Origin of the sequence: Paraburkholderia phymatum STM815, from assembly GCF_000020045.1 — a bacterium.
In the GTDB taxonomy this organism is placed as follows: Bacteria; Pseudomonadota; Gammaproteobacteria; order Burkholderiales; family Burkholderiaceae; genus Paraburkholderia; species Paraburkholderia phymatum.
This window is the reverse complement of record NC_010627.1, coordinates 109,361-129,617: the sequence shown is the minus strand read 5'-3', so window position 1 is coordinate 129,617 and position 20,257 is coordinate 109,361. Positions and strand designations below refer to the sequence as shown.

The 20,257-nt window shown below is 61.4% G+C and carries 16 protein-coding genes and 1 pseudogene; 11 read left to right on the top strand and 6 right to left on the bottom strand.

Annotated features, from left to right (window positions below; all coding sequences use genetic code 11):
• The first annotated feature begins 53 nt into the window (after positions 1 to 53).
• Positions 54 to 1,184 carry an IS110 family RNA-guided transposase gene (locus BPHY_RS36440; protein ID WP_012406494.1) on the top strand — a complete coding sequence of 377 codons (1,131 nt, stop codon included), beginning with the start codon at positions 54 to 56 and terminating at the stop codon, positions 1,182 to 1,184.
• A 292-nt stretch (positions 1,185 to 1,476) separates the two neighbouring features.
• On the opposite strand, the pseudogene BPHY_RS40690 reads toward BPHY_RS36440, so the two are convergent.
• The 5 genes and pseudogenes from BPHY_RS40690 to BPHY_RS36420 form a co-directional block, all read right to left on the bottom strand.
• Positions 1,477 to 1,650 (bottom strand): annotated as a pseudogene (locus BPHY_RS40690) (type VI secretion system baseplate subunit TssG); the annotation flags it as partial.
• Positions 1,651 to 1,705: 55 nt separating this feature from the next.
• Positions 1,706 to 2,008: a hypothetical protein gene (locus tag BPHY_RS36435; RefSeq protein WP_012406493.1), complete on the bottom strand. Its 303-nt coding sequence runs from the start codon at positions 2,006 to 2,008 to the stop codon at positions 1,706 to 1,708.
• Between the two features lie 72 nt (positions 2,009 to 2,080).
• Positions 2,081 to 2,743 (bottom strand): hypothetical protein, encoded by a 663-nt coding sequence (locus tag BPHY_RS36430; protein ID WP_012406492.1) that lies wholly within the window; start codon positions 2,741 to 2,743, stop codon positions 2,081 to 2,083.
• A gap of 45 nt (positions 2,744 to 2,788) precedes the next feature.
• Positions 2,789 to 4,108 carry a hypothetical protein gene (locus BPHY_RS36425; protein WP_244257787.1) on the bottom strand — a complete coding sequence of 440 codons (1,320 nt, stop codon included), beginning with the start codon at positions 4,106 to 4,108 and terminating at the stop codon, positions 2,789 to 2,791.
• 672 nt (positions 4,109 to 4,780) lie between these two features.
• Positions 4,781 to 5,002 carry a hypothetical protein gene (locus BPHY_RS36420; RefSeq protein WP_012406490.1) on the bottom strand — a complete coding sequence of 74 codons (222 nt, stop codon included), beginning with the start codon at positions 5,000 to 5,002 and terminating at the stop codon, positions 4,781 to 4,783.
• A 194-nt stretch (positions 5,003 to 5,196) separates the two neighbouring features.
• Here BPHY_RS36420 and BPHY_RS36415 point away from each other — a divergent pair, with 194 nt between their 5' ends.
• From BPHY_RS36415 to BPHY_RS39170, 6 genes are all read left to right on the top strand, one after another.
• Positions 5,197 to 13,257, top strand: coding sequence for a two-partner secretion domain-containing protein (locus BPHY_RS36415; protein ID WP_157686955.1), 8,061 nt, complete (start codon positions 5,197 to 5,199; stop codon positions 13,255 to 13,257).
• Positions 13,254 to 13,616 carry an immunity 8 family protein gene (locus tag BPHY_RS36410; protein ID WP_012406488.1) on the top strand — a complete coding sequence of 121 codons (363 nt, stop codon included), beginning with the start codon at positions 13,254 to 13,256 and terminating at the stop codon, positions 13,614 to 13,616. Before BPHY_RS36415 ends, BPHY_RS36410 begins: the two co-directional genes overlap by 4 nt.
• A 368-nt stretch (positions 13,617 to 13,984) precedes the next feature.
• Entirely contained in the window at positions 13,985 to 14,335 is a 351-nt protein-coding gene (locus tag BPHY_RS36405; RefSeq protein ID WP_012406486.1) for a DUF2489 domain-containing protein, read from the top strand.
• 182 nt (positions 14,336 to 14,517) lie between these two features.
• On the top strand, positions 14,518 to 14,877 hold the full coding sequence (locus tag BPHY_RS36400) for a hypothetical protein (protein ID WP_012406485.1): 360 nt from the start codon (positions 14,518 to 14,520) through the stop codon (positions 14,875 to 14,877).
• Between the two features lie 360 nt (positions 14,878 to 15,237).
• On the top strand, positions 15,238 to 15,720 hold the full coding sequence (locus BPHY_RS36395) for a hypothetical protein (RefSeq protein ID WP_157686954.1): 483 nt from the start codon (positions 15,238 to 15,240) through the stop codon (positions 15,718 to 15,720).
• Positions 15,721 to 16,072: 352 nt separating this feature from the next.
• Complete coding sequence (locus BPHY_RS39170; protein WP_208459155.1) at positions 16,073 to 16,294, top strand: hypothetical protein; 222 nt, start codon at positions 16,073 to 16,075, stop codon at positions 16,292 to 16,294.
• Between the two features lie 147 nt (positions 16,295 to 16,441).
• On the opposite strand, the gene BPHY_RS42830 is transcribed toward BPHY_RS39170, so the two are convergent.
• A complete protein-coding gene (locus tag BPHY_RS42830; protein WP_167538911.1) occupies positions 16,442 to 16,612 on the bottom strand; it encodes a hypothetical protein in 171 nt (56 codons plus the stop codon).
• Between the two features lie 283 nt (positions 16,613 to 16,895).
• Here BPHY_RS42830 and BPHY_RS36380 point away from each other — a divergent pair, with 283 nt between their 5' ends.
• The 4 genes from BPHY_RS36380 (at position 16,896) to BPHY_RS43625 (ending at position 20,130) form a co-directional block, all read left to right on the top strand.
• On the top strand, positions 16,896 to 18,443 hold the full coding sequence (locus BPHY_RS36380; RefSeq protein ID WP_012406482.1) for a DUF637 domain-containing protein: 1,548 nt from the start codon (positions 16,896 to 16,898) through the stop codon (positions 18,441 to 18,443).
• Position 18,444: 1 nt separating this feature from the next.
• Complete coding sequence (locus BPHY_RS36375; RefSeq protein ID WP_012406481.1) at positions 18,445 to 18,744, top strand: hypothetical protein; 300 nt, start codon at positions 18,445 to 18,447, stop codon at positions 18,742 to 18,744.
• 113 nt (positions 18,745 to 18,857) lie between these two features.
• Entirely contained in the window at positions 18,858 to 19,094 is a 237-nt protein-coding gene (locus tag BPHY_RS40675; protein WP_233445514.1) for a hypothetical protein, read from the top strand.
• Positions 19,095 to 19,296: 202 nt separating this feature from the next.
• On the top strand, positions 19,297 to 20,130 hold the full coding sequence (locus BPHY_RS43625; RefSeq protein WP_012406479.1) for a hypothetical protein: 834 nt from the start codon (positions 19,297 to 19,299) through the stop codon (positions 20,128 to 20,130).
• The last annotated feature ends 127 nt before the right edge of the window (positions 20,131 to 20,257 follow it).

Sequence of the window (20,257 nt, the reverse complement as noted above, 5' to 3'; positions counted from 1 at the left end):
GCCGCACGGTGTGGACGGCGCCACACCCGGCGATTTCCCGCACGGAGGCCAGCATGGAAAACGATAGCACGCTATACGTCGGCCTGGACGTTCACAAGGACTCGATCACGGTCGCCTATGCACTCGGCACCGGCGAAGTCGAACTGCTTGGCAGGATCGGTACGACGCAGAACAACATCGATCGCCTGTGCAAACGCCTGCAGTCCAAAGCGCGCCGCATACGCGTCGTCTACGAAGCGGGCCCGTGCGGCTATGGGCTCTACCGTCAGCTCGTAAAGAAGGGCTTCGACTGCATGGTGTGCGCACCGTCACTGATTCCCAGAAAGCCCGGCGAGCGCGTCAAGACTGACCGGCGCGACGCCATAAAACTCGTGCGCCTGCTGCGCGCCGGCGATCTGTCGGCCGTATACGTACCCACCGTAGAGGATGAAGCGTTCCGTGATCTGGCACGTGCGTGGGTCAGCGCCAAAGACGATATGAAGCGTGCACGACAACGCCTGAAGGCCTTCCTGCTCTCACATGGCGTGCGCTATGTGGGTCGTGCCGACTGGGGGACCGCGCACCGTCGCTGGCTAAGCGCGTTTTCATTCGACAACTTTTGGCAGCAACTCGCGCTCGACGAGCTTCGGCGCACGATTGAGGACCGCCTGGCGCAATGCGAGCGTCTCGAAACCGCCCTGCGCGAGGCGGTCCTCAACTGGCGCTTCTATCCTGCCGTACTGGGCCTGCAGACGATGCGCGGTGTGCAGTTCACTACGGCCGTAGGCATGCTCGCCGAGCTGGGCGATCTCTCACGCTTCGTGCACCCGCGCCAGCTAATGGCCTGGCTCGGCGTGACCCCGTCAGAACATTCCTCCGGCAACAAACGGCGCCAGGGCAGCATCACCAAGACGGGCAACAGCTATGCAAGAAAGCTGTTAGTCGAGGCCGCCTGGAGCTACCGGCACCCGGCACGGGTGAGCCCCGACATCCAGCGGCGACACGAAGGCATCCCCAAGCCCATCATCGATCGCGCCTGGGACGCGCAGTTGCGACTATGCCGGCGTTATCGCAAACTCGTCGCGCGCGGCAAGCAAAAGAACATCGCGGTGGTCGCGGTCGCCCGCGAACTCAGTGGATTCATCTGGGACATCAGTCGGCTGGCGATGTCGCTCGCTGTACCGCGCGAGGTGCACGCCGCGTAATGCAACACCTGCCCCCTGACCTCACCCTAACCTCTGGAGGAAGAGTTTCCTGAAGGCGGCGTAGCCCGGCACGCGAGTAACCCGCGAACGGACTACGCAACGGACAGCATCCGAATTGCGACACTAGATAGCGGCAGGCTCGTTGGGCGGACCTCTGTAATGCGGTAGCCAACCCGCGAATATCAGTGTGATCCACCGTCGAGATTTACTGCTACGTCGCTCTCAGGAAATTCACATGACGTGTACACGACAACCTGAAAACTGATCCCATTGACACGTGAAGTCATATCAGCCCGATGACGATACGGAACCGGTGCTGGCCATCCGGCGCGACGCGGCCGAGCATGGCGCCGTGTCCCATCGTCGCCGTCGGCCCCGGTCGGCCCATACGTCCCTGATAGGCTGGATCGATTTCGATCCAGTGAAACGCGTTCTCCTCGGTCACAACAGGCACGCCAAAGTAGTGTTATGTTCGAGCGTCGCGCGGGCCGTCGTGCTGCGCGCCACCGGTTCATTCGATCCTATCCGTGCTGCAGCGTTCGCTGGACCTGCGAAAGAAGCCAGAGGACGATCCAGATCCGTGCAAGGTACATCCAGACGCGATGCTTCACGTTCGGCGCGCAGATCCAGGCCGTGCGACTCCATGCGGCGACCAGCACGATCTGCACGACCAGCGCTGGTATCCAGATGGCGTACGGCGTCGGCAGTGGCAGCGCATACATGACGTAGACGTTGATCAGGATCAGGATCGTGCACGTGGGAATCCCGAGACCCCACCAGACCTTCCAGAGTGGTTCCTTTCCGACCCACGCATTCTTGAGCATTGAAAACCCCGTGATTGAAAAGTGCGTGCAGCGTTGGCGGCTTGCGTCTTGCAGGACCAGATTCAGGTGCGATCAATCTTCCTTCGGCTGTAATGTCTTCAGTTCTTGTCGAATTTTATGTCTTCTTTCCGTTGCGTCGAGGATGCTTTGGCCGAGGTCGTCTTCTCCGAGGCCAAGGTCCGCCCTGAGTGATGATCGTAAGAGTCGGCGCGCGAATCGCAGTTGTCTATATGCCTCGGCCGATCCGTTAAAGCCCCAGAGGGCCGTCTGAAACGCGTAAGCGGCGTCTCGTGTCGTCTCCTCCGCTAGAAGACCGCCTTTCGAATACCGCCATTTTCTAACGCTGGATGCCGCGCCTTTGAACTGTTCGGGATCGAATTCTCCCGCATCGAATCGGTGCTTGGCTGCGGTTTCAACAACAGCCCAGAGCTCTGCGTACTCTGATAGCCTCGCGTCGAAATGCTTGGTCGTCAATTGCACTGATAGCTGCTCGCGCCACTTTCGTAGTTCGTAATCGGCTAAGACCTTCTGGTTGTTAAACCGTTCTTGATCCAGTTTCGATTGTTGCTCGAATTTATTAAGCTCGAGGTCAAGGGAGGCCCGCGTCTGCCTATATCGAATCCACTCCTGAATTACAGCGTATACGACCTGCCAAACGACGCCGATCACGGCCACGGCAATTGCCCATGATGGTGTGTTCTTCGCCAAGCTCTCGACCAAGGTTTTGAAATCCATAGTAGCCTCGGAGTAAGTGATTCGGATGCAACGCTCGCGGCGGATTCAAAGTTCCATTCCGATTTCTTGCAGCCGGGCGCGCAATTCTGCGTGCCGATCTCCGGCTAGCTCGAGCAATCGTGTTCCAACCCCAAGCTCCAGCCAGATACGGCGGTGCTGAATCCCGGGCTTCGCCCAGGATGAGGCTGGGTTAGTCATCCATTTTCTCAACGCTTCATTCAGGTGTTCGTCGCCGCTTTCAGACGGCGTCTCGAGTAGCGCGATGAGTCCAATGCATGCGAGGCTATCCCATTGGTCTCGCGCACAGATCGTCAAGGCGGCGTGACGATCCCGGTGCTCAACGAGCAACGTCCGGATCTGTTCAAGGGAAACAAATGCCCTAAGCGTGCAGAGGCGAACCCCAGCTTTTCGAACCCTCCGTGCCGAATCGAGAAGCGCACGCGCTTCAATGTCGTCTTTGGCCAGAGGCGAAACCCTGGCTAGCAGTGCCACGGCATGGGCGCGAATCTGCGTCCGTGAATCGCAGGCAAACCGGGTCAGCATCGCAGTGGCGTTTCGGGCGCGGAGCTCGGCGAGAAGCGACAAGCCCGCGCGGACTTGTGCGACGGTCAATGTCCCGGTGTCGAGCATCGCGCTGCTGCGCTCGACGACGTCGCGCCCACGCTCAATCAGCAGCCGGGCAGCGGCGGCGCGCAAGCTGCCTTGCGGGTCGAATATCGTGCGCCACAGGAATGGCTCGTTTTCGGAACCCACTCCATCGCTTACAACGAACTTGAAGGCTGTATGCCGAACTGGCCCGAAGGGGGCGGCGGCGGCAATAGCCATGCTTCCGCTTCGTTGCTCGACGGGCAAGTGGTCAATCAGAGCCACTGCGCGCTTTGCTAGCATGATGTCGCCGGAAAGCAGGCCGCGCTGTACGATTTCTGGGATCGGCAGGAGTTGATGATCTATCGCTACCAGATACGCCGCGCGCCTCAGGTGAAAGTCGGAGCCGCTTATGGCTTCAACGATCGCAGTTGTTCCACCCGCCTGCACCAGTCGCCATTCAATATCGAGTAGCCACGATCGATGGTCCGTGCGTGTGGCCTGCATGAGGCTGCGAAGTCGGGGAAGGAGCGGGACAAAGCTCTCGGCGGGGAACGTCGCCAGAAGCGTGAGCAAGGCCCTTGCTGCCGCGTTCCGGATCTCCGGCACCCAATCGTTCAAGCGCTCAGTTATCGGCCGCAGAAACGTGCTGCCGCCAAGTTCGACAGCCCGTCCAATCGCCGCCTCCCTGACATAGCCCGAATAGTGCGATGTGCACAGCGCAACCAATTCCTTGTCGGTGCTGGCAAACACACGCTCGATCGCGGTACGTAGGGGCATCGACTCGCCCGGCCTTAGATAGACCGTGTGCGCTGGTGCCGTCGACGGAGACCGGGTTCCGAAAATCCTGGTGACGAGATCCATTGTCCTTTTTGATGTCAGTCAAATGCGGGGCGTTCCTGATCACGCGGGCAGCTGTCACACTCAATTTTACGCATACCTATCCCACGCGAAGTTCTACGCGCATATTGTTTGCCCGCATGCGGCAGTGACCTTCGCCTTATGCCCCGGACAACCGGAAAACTGCATCGACGTACTGTACGAACGAAATGTCGCCTGCAACTTTAGCCAACCGCGAATCGCCGCTGTGTCGTGACAGCGATCGAGGCTGTCCTGGGTCGTGTGATCGTCGACGCGCGTCCGAAAACCCCGCGTGGTCGTCGGAGGTGCTTATCGAAGTGCTGACCATGGTCGATAGCGTGTGGACGATGCATGCATTTTGCATGCGCTGATGCGCAAACTGATCATATTGCGCGGGGCGCTTATGCCCGAAAAGCCGCCGACCCGATTGTCAGACTAGTACTTTCCAAAACCAAAAGGAGCCTGGAAAGGACGGAGTAGTTGGAGGTGGGTGATCGTTAAAGGGAACCCGCATTGTAGGGGATGGGAGGCGTCGGTTGTGAGGGGGAAGCTGCGGAGGGCGTAGCCCGTAGCGGCTTGCCCCTCACGGAGTTATTCAGCGCAGGATCGGGCGAGGCTCCACACGTCGCTGTACACGGTGCGGGTTTCGGCAGCCACCTCGCCCAGCAACCGCTCCCGCGCTTCGCGGACCTGTCGGGCGGCTTCGACATCGGTCTGGCTGCGCGCCTGTTGCAGCAGTTGATCGAGCGTGATGCCGTCGCGCAGAAAGCGGCCCGCCTCCGGCAGGCTCGCGAGCTTTTCTAGCGGTGTCATCACGTCCCCGTGCCGATGGATGCGGCGGGTGCGGCCCGGCTTCTTCGGATCGGGTAGGTAGTACCTCGGTGCCGAACAGACAGGGCCTTTTGTGAAGCCTTACCTTCCCTGACAGTGTGACCGGCGATTAACAGCTATATTCGCCGCTCAGGCAGTTTGTCCCGTCTGATAACGCGAACAATAAGAATTCCCGTATGCGCAGGCAAGTCCGCGAGACCTTCGTCCGATTAGTACAACGAAATTCGGCACGTCATATGCAACGCTTTCCGTTCGCCGTATTGAGCGCGCCGTCCCGCCCATTGTGGATGCGTGCGACAGCCTGCGTGATGACGGGGGTGATGTATTTCGCGCCGGCGGTGTTTCTTGCCGATGCAACTGCGCATGCTGCGCCAATCGTCGATCCGCGTGCGCCGGTCCAGTTCCAGCCGACCATCACACAGACCAGCGCGGGCGTAGCGGCGGTGAACATTACGGCGCCGAATGCGAACGGCGTCAGCCTGAACCAGTACCAGTCGTTTAATGTCGACGCTTCCGGGCTGGTGCTGAACAACAGCCTCATCGCCGGGACACCTCTGCTCGGCGGCACGCTCGGCGCCAACCCGAACTTCGTGGGACGCGCGGCAACGACCATCATCAACCAGGTGACTTCCACGGGTCCGGCATCGAGCCTGATGGGGCCGCTGGAAGTGTTCGGAAGTGCGGCCACGATTGTGGTCAGTTCACCGAACGGTGTCAGCGTCGGCGGGCTGTCGCTGACAAATGCGCCGGGCTTAGTGCTCACCACCGGCACGCCGCAGTTCCTCACGGGGGGGAGCGGAACGTCCACCGACTTCGCGCATGCGGGCGCGGTGGCTTATAGCGTCAATTCCGGGAGCATCTCGATCAACGGTCCGGCAGGCGTCAACGGTCCTGGCGCCGGCATCGAAGGCACGGTCGGCAACATCGATTTGATAGGCCAGACGGTCAATGTCAACGCGCCACTGCGCGCGGACCAGCGCGTGAACATCATCGCGGGCAACCAGACCGTTACGCCGGTGGCATTGGGCTCTGGGGGCACCACCTACAGCACCGCGTCCAATGGTACCGCCAATACGGCTGCGGCGATAGGCAACAACGGTGTCGCGATTGACGCGAACCGGTACGGCTCCGTCACCTCGGGGCAGGTGTACATCGTCTCGACGGCAGCGGGTATGGGTGTCAATACCCAGGGTGCGCTGTCGGCGACCGCAGGTAACGTCAGCGTCACCTCAAATGGGGACATCGCGGTCGGCAGCACGTTCGCGTACCAGAACGTGAATCTCGCCAGTGTGGGCAGCACGAGCATTGGCGGCACGGGTCTGGCCAACCAGAACTACACGGTAACCGCGAACGGCGACATCAACGCGACGGGTACCGTGTCGGCAGGCCAGAACGTGTCGATGAGTGCCGGTGGCAATCTTGCCGCTGCATCCGTTGCCGCGAACGGCAATGCGACGCTCAACGCGGGCAACTCGATGACCGTGGGTTCGGTCTCGGGCCAGAATCTCGCGCTGCAGACAGGGACGGGCGACCTGACCGTCAATTCATCGATGACGGCGCCGGGCACCATTGCCGCGAGTGCGGGCCGTGACCTGACGGTGAATGGCTCGGTGCAGGGTGGCAGCACCGTGGGCCTGACGGCTGCGCGCAACGCGGTGATCAACGGCGCAGTCTCGGGTGTCGGCGACACGGCTGTCACGGCCCGGACGGGCACGGCCAGCGTAGCGGGCAACGTGCAGACCGATGGCGCGCTCACGGTCTCGTCAGCGCAGGGCACGACGCTGGGCGGCACCGCGCAGGCCGTGGGGCCTGTGTCGATCAGCGCGCAGTCTGGCTCCGTCACGGGCAACGGGAATGTCGCATCGTCGCAGGGCGCGGTCTCGCTGGTGGCAGGGCAGAACATCGGCCTGACCGGCTCGGTGCAGTCGGGCAGTTCCGTTACCGCGCAGGCGGACGGCAACGCATCGCTCGGCGGAACGGTCACCGCACCCGGCGCGATTTCGGTCAGCGCCGGCGGTGACGCCGCACTCGGGGGCAATGCCACGAGCGGCAGCACGCTCACGGTGACCGGTGGCGGCAACACGACGATCAACGGCGCGGCGGCTTCGGTCGGCGACATGACCCTTACCTCCACCGGGGGCACGCTCTCCACGACCGGCAGCGTCACCACGCTGGGCAATCTCACGGCGAGCGGCCAGCAGGGCGCGAGTCTCGGCGGCAACGTCTACAGCCAGGGCAATGCGCAGATCGCCTCGGGCGCCGGCAGCGTGACCGTCGGCGGCACGCTGACGACGCCGGGAATGGTCACGGTCAATGCCGGACAGGACGCCACCGTATCGGGCAGCGTGCACAGCGGCCAGAGCACGGCCATCACGGCGACACGCGACGCAACGCTCAACGGCGGCCTCGAGGCCGACGGCACAGGCAACGCGACGGTGACAGCCGGACGCGACATCACTGGCAGCGGCACGCTTAACGTCGCAAACGACACGACGCTGTCAGCCGGACGCAACCTTGGCATCACGGGCGCGATCCAGACGGGCAACAACCTCAACGCGACGGCGGGCACGAACCTCTCCGTAGGCGCGACCACAGCGGTCGGGACCGAAACGCTGACGGCCACAAATGGCAGCGCGACGCTCGGTGGCGATGCCCTGTCCGGCGGGCCGATGAGCGTGACGGCCGGCTCGGGCATTTCCGCGCAGGGCAGCGTCCAGAGTCTGGGTGACCTGAGCCTGAACGCGAAAGGTGGCGATCTCACCGCGAACAGTGCCGTTTCGAGCGCCGGTAACGCGACGCTCACCGCGGCCGGCAATCTCACGCTCAACGGCCAGACCACCGTCTCGAAAGACGCCACGCTCACCGCCAACAACATCACCACACAGGGCATGGCCGTCGGCGGCAATCTGGTTGCGACTGCAACGAACAGCATCGACACGTCAGCCGGTCAGCTCAATGCCGCGTACAACTCGGGCGCGCCGGCACTTACCGTCGCGGGCAATGCGACGCTCTCGGGCGCCAACGTGACCACGGCCAACGCGGTGATCGGCGGCACCTACAGCGCAACGGGTACCACGAGTTTGACGACGGGCGGCACTGCCGCGTACCAGGGCGATGCGACACTGGCCGGCGGCACGGTGACGAATGTCGGCACGCAGATGGCCAGAGGCAATCTCACCGTCTCGGGTCCGGATATCACGAACCAGGGTGCGCTGTCGTCGCTTGCGACGATGGCGGTCAATGCCTCGAATCTGAATAACGCCGGCACGGTCTACGGGCCGGTGAACAACCTCAGTGTGTCGGGCTCGACGACCAACACCGGCGGGCTGCTCGCAACCAGCGCGCTCAATCTCGTCACCGGCGCACTCGACAACAGCAACGGGCTGATTTTCTCGGGCGACGTGAACAACCCGAGCGCTGCAACCGGCAACACGTCGGTCACGGTAACGGGCGGTAACGGCAGCTTCAACAACTCGGCCGGCCAGATCCTCGCGCAGAACATCGCGACGCTCGCGCTGCCTAACCAGGCGATCGATCCGTCGGCCAGCGCATTCGGGACGGTCAACGGCGGCTACGGGCTGAACCTGTCCGCGCAGTCGGTGAACAACACCGGTACGTGGACGCTGCCGGGCACCACGGTGACCGTTTCCGCTACCCAGGGTATCAGCAACAGCGGCACGATCAACCAGGGCAGCGGCTCGCTCGCGCTGAACGGCGCCGTTTCCAACGCCGGGACGGTCAACGCGCACGACCTGACGGTCAATGGCTCGCTCGCGAACCAGACCGGGAGCACGGTGCAGGCAAGCGATGCGTTCACGCTCAATGGTTCGGGCACGAACGCGGGCACCATCGAAGCGCTCAACGCGCTGAGCATTGCCGGTTCGAGCTATGACAACTCGAACGGCATCACGAAGGCAGGCAACGGCACCAGCGGCGCGGGCAACATGACGGTTAGCCTGAGCGGCGATCTGGGTAATGCCGGCGGCACGCTGTCCGCGACGAACGACCTGTCGATCACCGCGAACAACGTCAATAACTCGACGGCGTCGGGCTCGACCACGACCACCACGACCACGGTCATCAACAATCCTGCGCTGGTGATGGCGCTCAACGTCGGCACCGATACCCTCGACGCCGCCTTCCTTTATGGGGCGGAGAATGGCTTCTGCTGCACCATTACCCAGACGCCACAGACGGTGACGCTGGCCGATGCGCTGTCGCCGGATGGCACGGCGACTGACATCACAGACGGCCTGACTTTTGTACTGCCCGGCAGCCCGCCCGTCACGACCTCGGGGACGGTCACGTTCGTCGAAATCCCGACCGTCGTCGGGACAAACAATGCCGGCAACAACATCGTCCAGAACCTGTGGTTCGTGCAGACGCCGCAGAATGCGGGCATGGGCATCGCAACGAAGACGGTTGCGTTGCCAACGGCCACCGAGACGACAACCACGACGGGCTCACAGTCCGGCGCCAGCTCGGTCATTGCCGCAGGGCACAACCTCAGTGTGACGGCAAACGCCCTCAACAACCAGGGCGGCACCGTCAGCGCCGGCAATGACGCATCACTGAACCTGCAGTCGCTCTCCAATGGCGGGTCAACCTACAGCTCGACGGTCACCGACACCGTTGACCAGGCCTCGATCAACAGCTTCCTGTCGCAGGCGCCGTCGACTATCTCGGTCTGGAACAACTTCTACGGAGCGACCGCAGTCGGTCCCTACACGCAGGGCTATTACATTGATCCGGCGGGTATCAGTCTGAGTGCGCCGGGCACCGTGACGCCGCTTGCGACGTCGTCGTCGGTCACTGTGCAGGGTTCGACGGGCCAGATCGTCGCCGGGCACAACCTGAACCTGTCGGGCGGCAACCTGACCAATGCGGGCACGCTCGCGGCCGCCAACAACGTCAATATCACCGCGTCGGGCTTCACGAACCAGGGCACCAATACCGGGACGATGACGACCACGGCCGGCTGCGCGTCGGGCTATTCCGGTTGCACGAGCGGCTCCACGACGAACCCGAATTCGCAGACGTACAGCTACCAGCAGAACAACGCAACGGTGACCGCAGGCAATGACATCGTGATTGCCGCGAACACGGTCAGCAACACATACGGCAATCTCGCCGCCCGGCGCAATGTGGTGATCGGCGGCGCAGGCACGAGTGCGAGCGATGCATCGACGACGCCCTCGTCGCTCACCCAGGCGGCCAGCGTCACAAACACGTCGGGCACGATTGCCGCCGGCAATGATGTCGACATCAACGCCGCGACGCTGACGAACACCATTGCCGCGCCGGTGCAGGTGCACCAGAACTACGGCAGCGGCACGCCCTTCACGGGCTGCACGAGCAACTGCGAGGCGTACGTCGACGTGCAGTCGGCGAGCCCCTCGACGATCACGGCGAACCACAACGTCAATCTCGCCGCAGGCAGTTTCAGCAATACCGGGAGCCTCGTCACGGCGCTGAACAATGTCACGATCAACGCCTCGTCGTCGGCCACGAGCAGTAACCAGTACCTCTCCGCGTACTGGAGCAGCGGCTTCACGCATTACGGCACGCAGTACGCGACATGGGGCTGCGCGAACAATCCGGCGCTGTGCCAGCAGCTTTACGGCAGCGCGTACAGCAGCAGCGCTGCGCAGGACCCGGCGGGCCTGCCTTCGTCGGTTGGCCTGCCTGACTTCGTGCCGGCGACGATCCAGGCGGGCAATACGCTGTCGGTCAATTCGCCCACGCTGACTAACACCGGCAACGTGATCGGCCAGAACGTGGCCTTGACCGGCTCACAGCTCATCAACGGACTGACGAACCCGAACGTCTATACGCCGCCGCCCGCCGTCTCCGGGCAGGTGATTACGCTGGGGCCGCCATCGGTGCCGGCGAACGCAACGACGACCGTCAACAGTGCGGGGCGGGTCACGACGCTCAGCGGCCAGCCCACGTCGGTAACGGGCGCCGCGGGCCTGCCGTCGAATACGCCGATCGGCGTGACCACGGTTGGCAAGCCGGTGGCGCCGACCGTCGCGAAGTCGACGGCCCCAGCGGGCTCGAGCGTGCAGACCCTCAACGGACAGACCGTATCGGTCAGCTACCTGACGAACAGTCCGGCCGCGCAGGTCATGGGCGATCTTTCGCCTGCGGCGCTGCTCGCGGCGCTTCCGTCGAATCTGCAGCCGGGCAACGTCCCCTTCTATTACGACCCGTACACCGAAGACCAGCAGATCGAGCAGGCTGCGCTGCAGGCCACCGGCAAGGCCAGCTTCTACAGCACCTCATATGGCACACCCGGCGCCACCGACAGCACCAGCCAGGCCTCGATTGCCAGCCAGGACAAGGCGGCGCTCTACGGTGTCGCGCTCCAGTACGCGAAGGAGCATAACGTCGCGCTTGGCACGCAGCTCAGTCAGGCGCAGCTCGCGCAGATCGATGCGCCGATGCTCTGGTACGTCGAGGAGACGGTGCCTGAGCCGGGGTGCACGGCGACCGGCAACGGCACATGTCCGACCGTCCAGGCGCTGATGCCCGAGGTGCTGTTGCCGCAGAACTATGCGGTGGTCAACGCGGATGGCGAGATTACCGGCGCCAATGTCGCGCTCAACTACGCGAACAGCATTCTCAACACCGGTTCGATCTCGGCGCAGAACCTCACGGTCAACACGGCGAGCCTGACCAACGAGCAGCGCTCGACCAACATCGGCACGATCTATCAGGAAGTCGATGGAGGTGTGGCGAAGACGACCGGGACGGTGGTCCAGCAGGGCGGCTTCATGTCGGCGATGAATTACGACATGAACGTGCAGACGCTGAACCAGATCGGCGGCGCCCTGCAGCAGGTCAATGCCGATGGTTCGGTGAACCAGGCGCAGACGGCGCAACTTCTGTCGAACCTGAAAAGCCAGCTCGGCACGAGCTTCACGCAGTCCACCGTCAGCAATCACCTTGACACCACACTGATCGCGGACGGCGGCATGGGGCCGATCCTGGTGATCCAGGAGGTCATCAGCCTGGCGATATCGATTGTGACCGCCAACCCTGTACTGGGGGCGGCCCTGAGTGCCGCGATGAGCCAGGCCGACAGCGGGCAGTTCAGCCTGTCGGACATCGCGGAGGCGGTGGCGGTCGCTTACCTGACGCAGGGCGTCGATGAGGGGCTGGGGCTGGATAACTTCGGCGGTGTCGGCTCGAACCTGATCTCGTCGGACACCGCACAGACGCTGCAAAACATTGGTCAGGCCGCCGTCGCGGTCGGCGAGCAGAGCGTGGTCAACGCGGGCATTTCCACCGCCATCGAAGGGGGCAGCTTCCTGATGGCGCTGCGTGACAACGCGGTTGCGGATGTGGCGGCGATCGGCTCGGGCGCGATCGGCGCGAATACGCCGTCTGGCTCGTTCGAAAATGTGGCGCTGCACGCAGTGCTGGGATGTGCGGCGGGCGCGGCGTCGGGCCAGGGATGCGGCGGTGGGGCCGTGGGGGCGGGCGTCAGTGCGGCGGCGGCGCCGTACATGGTGCAGCAGGCGGGCGGGCTGGACAGCCTCACGCCGGACCAGCGGGCAGCGATCGTGACCACGGCGACCCTGCTGGGCGGTCTTGCGGCGGGTGCGCTGGGCCAGAATGCGCTGGCCGGAGCGGATGCAGCGACCAACGAGTCGCTGTACAACTCGACCAATCCGCTTGATGAAGCGAACATGAAGAACCTGATTCCGCTGGAGGGAGGCGTCGGCGGCGCAGGCGGGTTCGCGGAGGGCGGTGGCGGCACGATCAGCATGGGCGAGGCGGCCGAGGCGCTGGCGCAGGGCGTGGCCGATGCAGCGGTCGGTGCCGAAGCGAAAATGAGCAGCGCCCTCAGCGATGCCGCAAACTGGATTGAAACGGAGCTCAGCTTCGCGACTACGCGGGCCACAAACACAGGGTCATTGACAACCGCAGAGCAAATGGGGATCTTGCACGACGCAGCAACTGGTGGTTTTCTTGGAAAAGGCAACTTCAGTCTCGGTCAAGCGACTGCTACGGAGGCAAACGAGCTCGGAGCTGCATGGGTTGGTCCAGGATACCGTATATCGAGCGACGGTTCGTCTTGGGTTAGCAGCGATGGTCTTCGGATCTATCGCCCGCCGTCAGCGAAGCCGAACAGTTCGTATGCCACAACCGGTGTGCAGGCCAATTTCGAATCGAAGCTCACGCCTGGTAGTAGGCCCATTAGCAACGGACACTTGAATATCACGCCATGAAAGCTGAAATCAAATCGCTGCATTCCTTGCAGCTGGAAGACAGGCTGATCAACTATCAGCCGGATGACGTATCGAACTTTGGCACCTGGATTCGAGCCCACATTGGTCCGCAAGGCGAGGCGGGTTCGGAAGCGTTCGACATCGAGGTGTGCACACCAGACTGGCTTAAATCGCAATGTGCCATCGAGGGGCCAATGTGGGGTAGGCACATGCTGATTGTTGAAGCCTATGATTATGAGGCCATCAAAGCGGTCATTGAACGCTACGTCGCAACGTGTCATGGTGACGATTGGGCTGTGATCGCGGCCAAGTTGAGCCGAATGGGCGCATGGGAGTTTGAAGATTATCAGGGCCGTTAGGACCTCCTAAGCAACGTTGGTGGCATAGTGACTTGTTGCCACAAACAGTGCAGCTGGGGCGGACAGTGCGGCAAATGCGGTCAATGGTTTAAATCTCAACAAGTCGTTAGCGAGCCAGCAACAGTTGTCTGAGCTGATGTCCGGGAAAGAAGTGGCTACTTCGGGCAACGGGACAGACGTTGTTCTCAGGGATGCTCCTCGCTTGGTATCGGAATATGGCGGTCAGGTCGGCGATTGGAGTAAGGTGAGTAGTTCAAGTTATACAGCGGCCGACGGAATACAGTTCGAAATTCATGCGTATAGAAACGCTGTGACTGGTCAGGTCGTGGGGCCAAAATCGATTCCGTTGAAATGAGTGGCGGCAAGCAATGAATGAACGCGAGATGACGGAGCGCCGAAGATTGGTCGAGCTGGCTCACGCCATGCTTGACGGCAAGCTATCGTTCCTTGAGGGCGCAGTCCAGGTGCACGCCATAAAAAATCGATTAATTGGTATTGCCGAACGAGATCCTGACTTTGATGCGTTTCTGACTATCATGTCCGAAACCGATCATTTGCCCCTTGAAGCCCAGCGGCTTCTCTGGGCGCCTGAAGCGCTTGCTCGCCTTGAGCCAGAGTTCAAACGGACGGAGGAGTGGGCAAAGTCATTTGCTCCGCAGGCATGCAGGAAACTGATAGCTCGATTCGACACAGTTGGTGGTGAGTCGGATGACGCATGAACTACGGAAGACGGGGTTCAAGGCGTTCGATACACGATCAACACGCCGCAAGGTAACTTCACCTTGCGCAGCGTTTCTTCTTCCTCCGCGCAAACGGGGCCAGCCTGGACAATCGACATTCCTGGCACTGTTACCGGGACGAGTTACAACAGAGAGATAAAATTCCTGCGTGGAGGTAGCCAATGACCATCGCAGGGATTAGTGAAATTGTACGAGACGCGTTCGGACTCTGGATTACCGCTTTGTTCGACGCGATTCTGGTTCCGAACCCGACTCTCCCGTTTGAAGAGCACAAGGAGGCGTTTTTCTGGCTTATCGAGAAGCTCCTTCGGGAAGGCCAAATCAGGTTCTGCCCGCCCAACGAACTGTGGCGTGAGGGTTGTGACGTCTGGGACGTGGATGCCTCGACGATCGTCTCCTATTTGCGTGAGCATTGGCCTGCGTCCGCGAAGTCGAAGAACGACCTAGTGTTATCTGACTACTTCTACGCCTTGCCAGCGATTCTGTGGATCGGAGACGACGGGGGAATTACGTCATCTTGATTGTTGTGATCGAAATTGGGATGGAGTGTTGCCACAAACACGGCGGCAGATGGTGCCAATGTATGGTGGACTAACACTACAATTGGCAGGGAGCATTCCCAATTCCACCATCGACCTTACGCGAGACCAGTTCGAGCAGAGTCTTTTTGGATAACGGATTTACTGCGACGCCGAAAGGCGGAGCGAATGATGTAACCGTCTACACAAACGGAAATTTGCAATACACGGTTCGGAACAACGCTAGTTCGACCGGTGGCCCTTCTGTTGACTATCGAGTCAACGGAAATCTGGTGAGCAAGATTCGATTGAATGGACAGTGAGATGAGATACGTTTCGGATACTGATTTATATCGGCGCCTCATGAATCAGGCCGCAAGCTTGAAGTCGTGGCAGGCCGGGCACGTGTCACCTAGCACATTTCGACGGTATTTCGATTGGCAAGAGTTTCTCGTAAAGGGTTTCTGGACCTATGTTGTTGAATTGGCGCGCTTGAGTGGCGATGCCACGATCTACTTTTGCGATCTTGAGCAAGCGACGGCTTCATTCTTTGCGGAGAGGTTTGGCGTGTACCCGCTGGTCGAACTGGATACGAGTGTGACGGAGCCCGAATATATCGCTGCCCTTAACCAAGAGCCCGGAGAAGTGCAAGGGGAAACGTTCGCTGTTTCGAATACGAGCTCGTACCTCGTCTTTCCACCGTCTGGGAAGTGGCATGTCCATGGCGAATATTCGATTGAAATGGCCGAGCTTGTGTCGACCGTGGGTGTTCCAGCGGACATAATGTTTCCACATGACTTTTGGGATGAGGTCGAAGCTCTGCGTCGCGTTGGATCGGATAACTGACTACCGAAGATCCATCGCCTCATCATCAGCATTGCGCCGGTGATTTGTTGCCACAAACAGTGGGAGTATCGGCATCGATGAAGCGCGAGCCGGACACATTTTCCGCGACTCGGAGGGGCATATCAGTGATACCTCAGCTAATCGCCAGCTTCTCGAGAATGTTGCGAATGACCCGGTCGGCTGCCTTGGGGACTGACAAGTACGGCACGACGTGGGCTGCAAAATTGAATCCGGATGGCACTCAGACTTGGGTAGGCATCCGGGGTGGTAAAGTTAGTTACGGAGGTGTTAACCAAACGCCAAAGTCATTCAATCCGCAAACTGGGTTGGCCTCACCGACGAAGCCGGGTAAGTGAAAATGAACGATTCGTTGACGACAGCAGAAGCCTTTCATGCGATGTTGATCTTCTTGGATCGCTACTACGAGAGAGGCGGTCGCCAAAGCGAGGACATCGCGACTCTGTTGAGCGGAATCTCGCAGACTCTTTGGGCGGACGGAAGCACAAACGAACCGGCTCAATGGCATGACTGGCTGACCGCTGTTCAAGCGGCAAAAAATAAGGATGCAGGATAGGCGTCCGCCGGTTATTGCCCGGAACGCAGCAATGAGACAAACCGGCCACGCGCCGGGTTTGTGCTTTATGGCGTTGGCGATGAGCGTGACTGCGCTGTGGCTCGAATTGCGTGCTTCGTCGTCGGCCGTGTGCTCGATGCGTGGTCGCTAGAAAATCCTCGTTGCCACCTCGCGGCGTGCATCCTCGTTGCCATGCATCTGCCGGATTCCGTCGATCGCGTGCCGCAGCCATGCATCGGCAATAGCGCGATGTGCGTCGCGTTGCCGGTCAGCCGGCGCGGCCGCCGGATTGTTCAATTGCCCGTCGCGGTTCGTCATCGAGATCCCCTTTGGAATAGCACAGACATGACGCACCGGTCGGCGGCCTCACAATTGCTGACACTGTTGATTGCCCTGCGCGGTTAGACTGCGTGCACCCGCGCGCGTGAAGATGCGCGCGCATCGGTCTTTAACGAAGTTCCGTTGCGCGGCTGGAAAGTGCATCTGGGCGAAAAATTTGGGAATCAGGATCGCATCGAGGCATGTTGTGCCCGCAAAGCCTTGCTGCATCTGGCGTTGAGGGACATTGCGAGTGCGGGTCGTGTCGGAGTTCGGATAGGCGATGAATTACGACATGAATGCGCAGTCGATCGACCAGATCGGGGGCGCCCTTCAGCAAGTCAACGCAGACGGCAGCGTGAATCAGGCGGCCACCACGCAGTTGCTCGCCAACCTGAAGAGCCAGTTGGGCAGCAGCTTTACCCAATCGACGGTGAGCAACCATCTCGATTCGTCGCTGATTGCGGATGGCGGCATGGGCCCGATCATCGTGTTCGAGATGGTGATCATTGTAGCCATCTCGGTCGTGACGGCGGGTGCCGCTTCCGCAGCCGTAGCGGGGATGCAGGCTGCGGCGGCCGATGCAGGCATGGCGACACTGGCGGCTGGCGGAACCATTGCGGAAGCGAATGCTGCAGCCGGGATTCTCGCGAGTTCGGCTTTTGCAGCGGGTGGCGTTGCCAATGCGGCCATCGCAGGCGCGGTGGCAGGTCTCGCCGGCAGCGCGGCGGGCGATCTGATGAACGGCACGCTGAATCTTGGCGATCTGCTCAAGGGTGCGGCTATCGGCGGGCTCACCGCTGGCCTCACGAACGGTATCACGCTTGATGGCAGTGGTGTCGGTTTCAGCATGAGCGGTTCTCCCGACAGTCTGGCCTCGCTGGCAGGTGTGCAGAACGTAGGTAATTCTCTGGTGCCGCAGGCGGGCGCGTCGACTGCCGGATCATTGCCGATGCAAGCCGCGGCGATGGCGGGTGATGCTCTGGTGCAGGCGGGAGTGAAGACTGCAATCGACGGAGGCAGCTTCCTCACGAGTCTGCGCAACAGTGCGGTCAGCGATGCGGCTGCGGCAGGCGCGTATGCGATTGGCAACGCATTCAGCGATCAGAGCGGGTTCTGGACAACGTCCAACCCACTGTATGTCGCAGAGCACGCGGCATTGGGCTGCGCGGCATCCGCTGCGGAGGGAACCGGATGCGCCGGGGGCGCCCTGGGCGGAGCAGTCAGCGCAGCCTTCTCGCCGGATGTGGTGAAGGCGATCGATCCGACGGGCGCGCCGCTCGATCCCGGCCAGCAGGCGGCACTGGCTGCGTTTGCGACGCTGGCCGGTGGCGGCCTCGCCGGTCTGGCCGGCGTGAACGTGAATGGCGCGATGACGGCGGCGCAGAACGAGGCGCTGAACAACGCGGGGAAGCGTGATCCGGGTCAGGGTGGATTGCTGAGCGCGCTTGCCAATACAGCCTATACGCTGATGCCGTGGTTGCCGGGTAACCCGGCGACGCAGGCGATCTCGCAAGCGTTCCAGGGGCCGGTATATCAACCTAATGGTGCTGCCGACCCGCCGGCTGATGACCTCGGTAACGTCACCGGCAGTAGTGGCGGAGGCAATAACCCGTCGGCGCCAGCGGTCGTGACCAGCTTTGCGATGGCACTCTGCGCGGCGAGCGGCGGTGAGGCCTGCGGGTTGATGGGAATGCTGTCGCCGGCATCGTCATCGCCGCTTCCGCCAACGAACAGCACGTTGTCGAGTGGCAATAACGGGCAGCGCCTCGACGGGGCAAGGCACTTCCACAGACAGTGGCATACCGGGCCGAGTACAGTCGCGCATTAACGTGACCAACGACGGCTTGGACCACATTGGAGATCGGCATCTTGATTCGACGGTAAATGCAAGTCAGTTTACGATTAGCGAAGGCGATCTTACGAATCTGCTGCGGAGTCCAAACACCGTGTCGACTCCCGTGAGTCGAACGATCCAGAGCGGCGGTAGCATCAACTATGTCCGAGAAGTTAATGCCGGGCAGGTTATCGGCACCGACAAGTTCAACAACTACCAGCCGACATCGACAATGACGGTGATTACGGACAAGTACGGCAACCTTGTGACGGCGTTTCCTGGGAAACTGAAATGACAGCGAGGAATTCTGAGAGAAGAGAGTTGGTTCGAAGCGAGCTTCTTGGTACCTCCGAGCAGCTATGCTCGAAGAACGACCTGAGCGGACTAGGACTAGCACTACGGAGTTACGTGCCGACGCTGAAATGTGCGTTTATTTTGGAGTGGGTGCCGGAGCAGGCGGAAGACATCTATTGGGTGCTTACCAGTTTTGATGAGATAGTAAAAGTCGATGTTCCAAGGTGGCGATCAAATGACGAAGAGCCTGCTTCATTACAAAAGATGGATGTTGGAACGTACCGCCGAAAGCGCCATTCAAGAGAGGTGAGGGAAAAACTGGAAATCGCGCTTGAATTGGTCCGTGGTTGAGCATCCCGGCTTGGTGATTTGTTGCCACAAACACGTCTGGCGATGCCGCGCGACTCGTTGGGCAAACTCGTAAAGCCGCGCCGCGTCTGGGGTTTGCGTGCTGTGATAAACGCGGGCGCTTCAGGGCAAAGATAAGCGGCTGGGGTGCGCGAGTGGCGCCGCAACCGGTCAGGGTTGTGCTGGCGGGGCCATTGGCGGGGCGGTGTCGGCGGCGTTCTCGCCGGACCTTCTGAAGGCGATTGATCCGACGGGGGCGGCGCTGAGTCCGGGGCAGCAAGCGGCAATGGCGGGTTTCGCCACGCTGCTCGGCGGTGGTCTGGCTGGATTGGCCGGCGCGAACGCGCAGGGCGGAGCGCTCGCGGCGCAGAACGAGGTGTTGAACAACACCAACGAGCATCCGGAGAGTGCGGCGAAAAACGGTGGCCTGCTGAACGCGTTCGGGACGTGGGTGCAGAACGCCTATGGCGATCCGGTGGGCTCGTTCAAGAACTGGGGCAACCAGCTGTGGGGGCAGTTCCTTAGCACGTCGTCACCGCAAACGCCCCAAAATCCTGATGACCCGAGTTCGGGCGGCGGCTCGAACAATACGCCTCACACTGGCGCGGCCCCAGTAACACCAACCATGACGTCTGTCGATGCGGGTCATGAGCACGAGGTGCGTGATGCGCTTGCCGGTGGCGTCAGCGACTTGCAGGTCGATGCCGGTTCGTTCGACATCTCTTCGGAGGCGAAGGCGGAACTGCTCGATGCCTTCCGCGCCGAGATGGCAAAGCTGGGCATTCCGGTCTCGGCGACAGGCGTACCGGTGACGCTCCGCGTGACGGAATTCAAGACACGCCCTGTGGCAGCGCGGATTCTGTTTGGTGCGCTCTCAGGTAGCGATCACATTAAAGGGACGGTCAACGTTGCCCGAGCCAACTTCGAGGTCTCGGATACGGCGGTGTCGGTTGTTGCTGGCTTGGGTGTAGTCGCACGGGATGTGGGAATACAGGTCGCCGACGGGATTGGTCATCTAGCTGGCGTCCCCCGCAAGTAGCCCAGCCCGACCATCGATCACAATGGTTCAGACGCTTTGTGATGGCTGGCGCGGCCGGTAAGGCTTGTCCCGGCCTGACAATTCATGACAGAACGCGAGGCAGGGCGCCGCTACAATCGGATGCGTT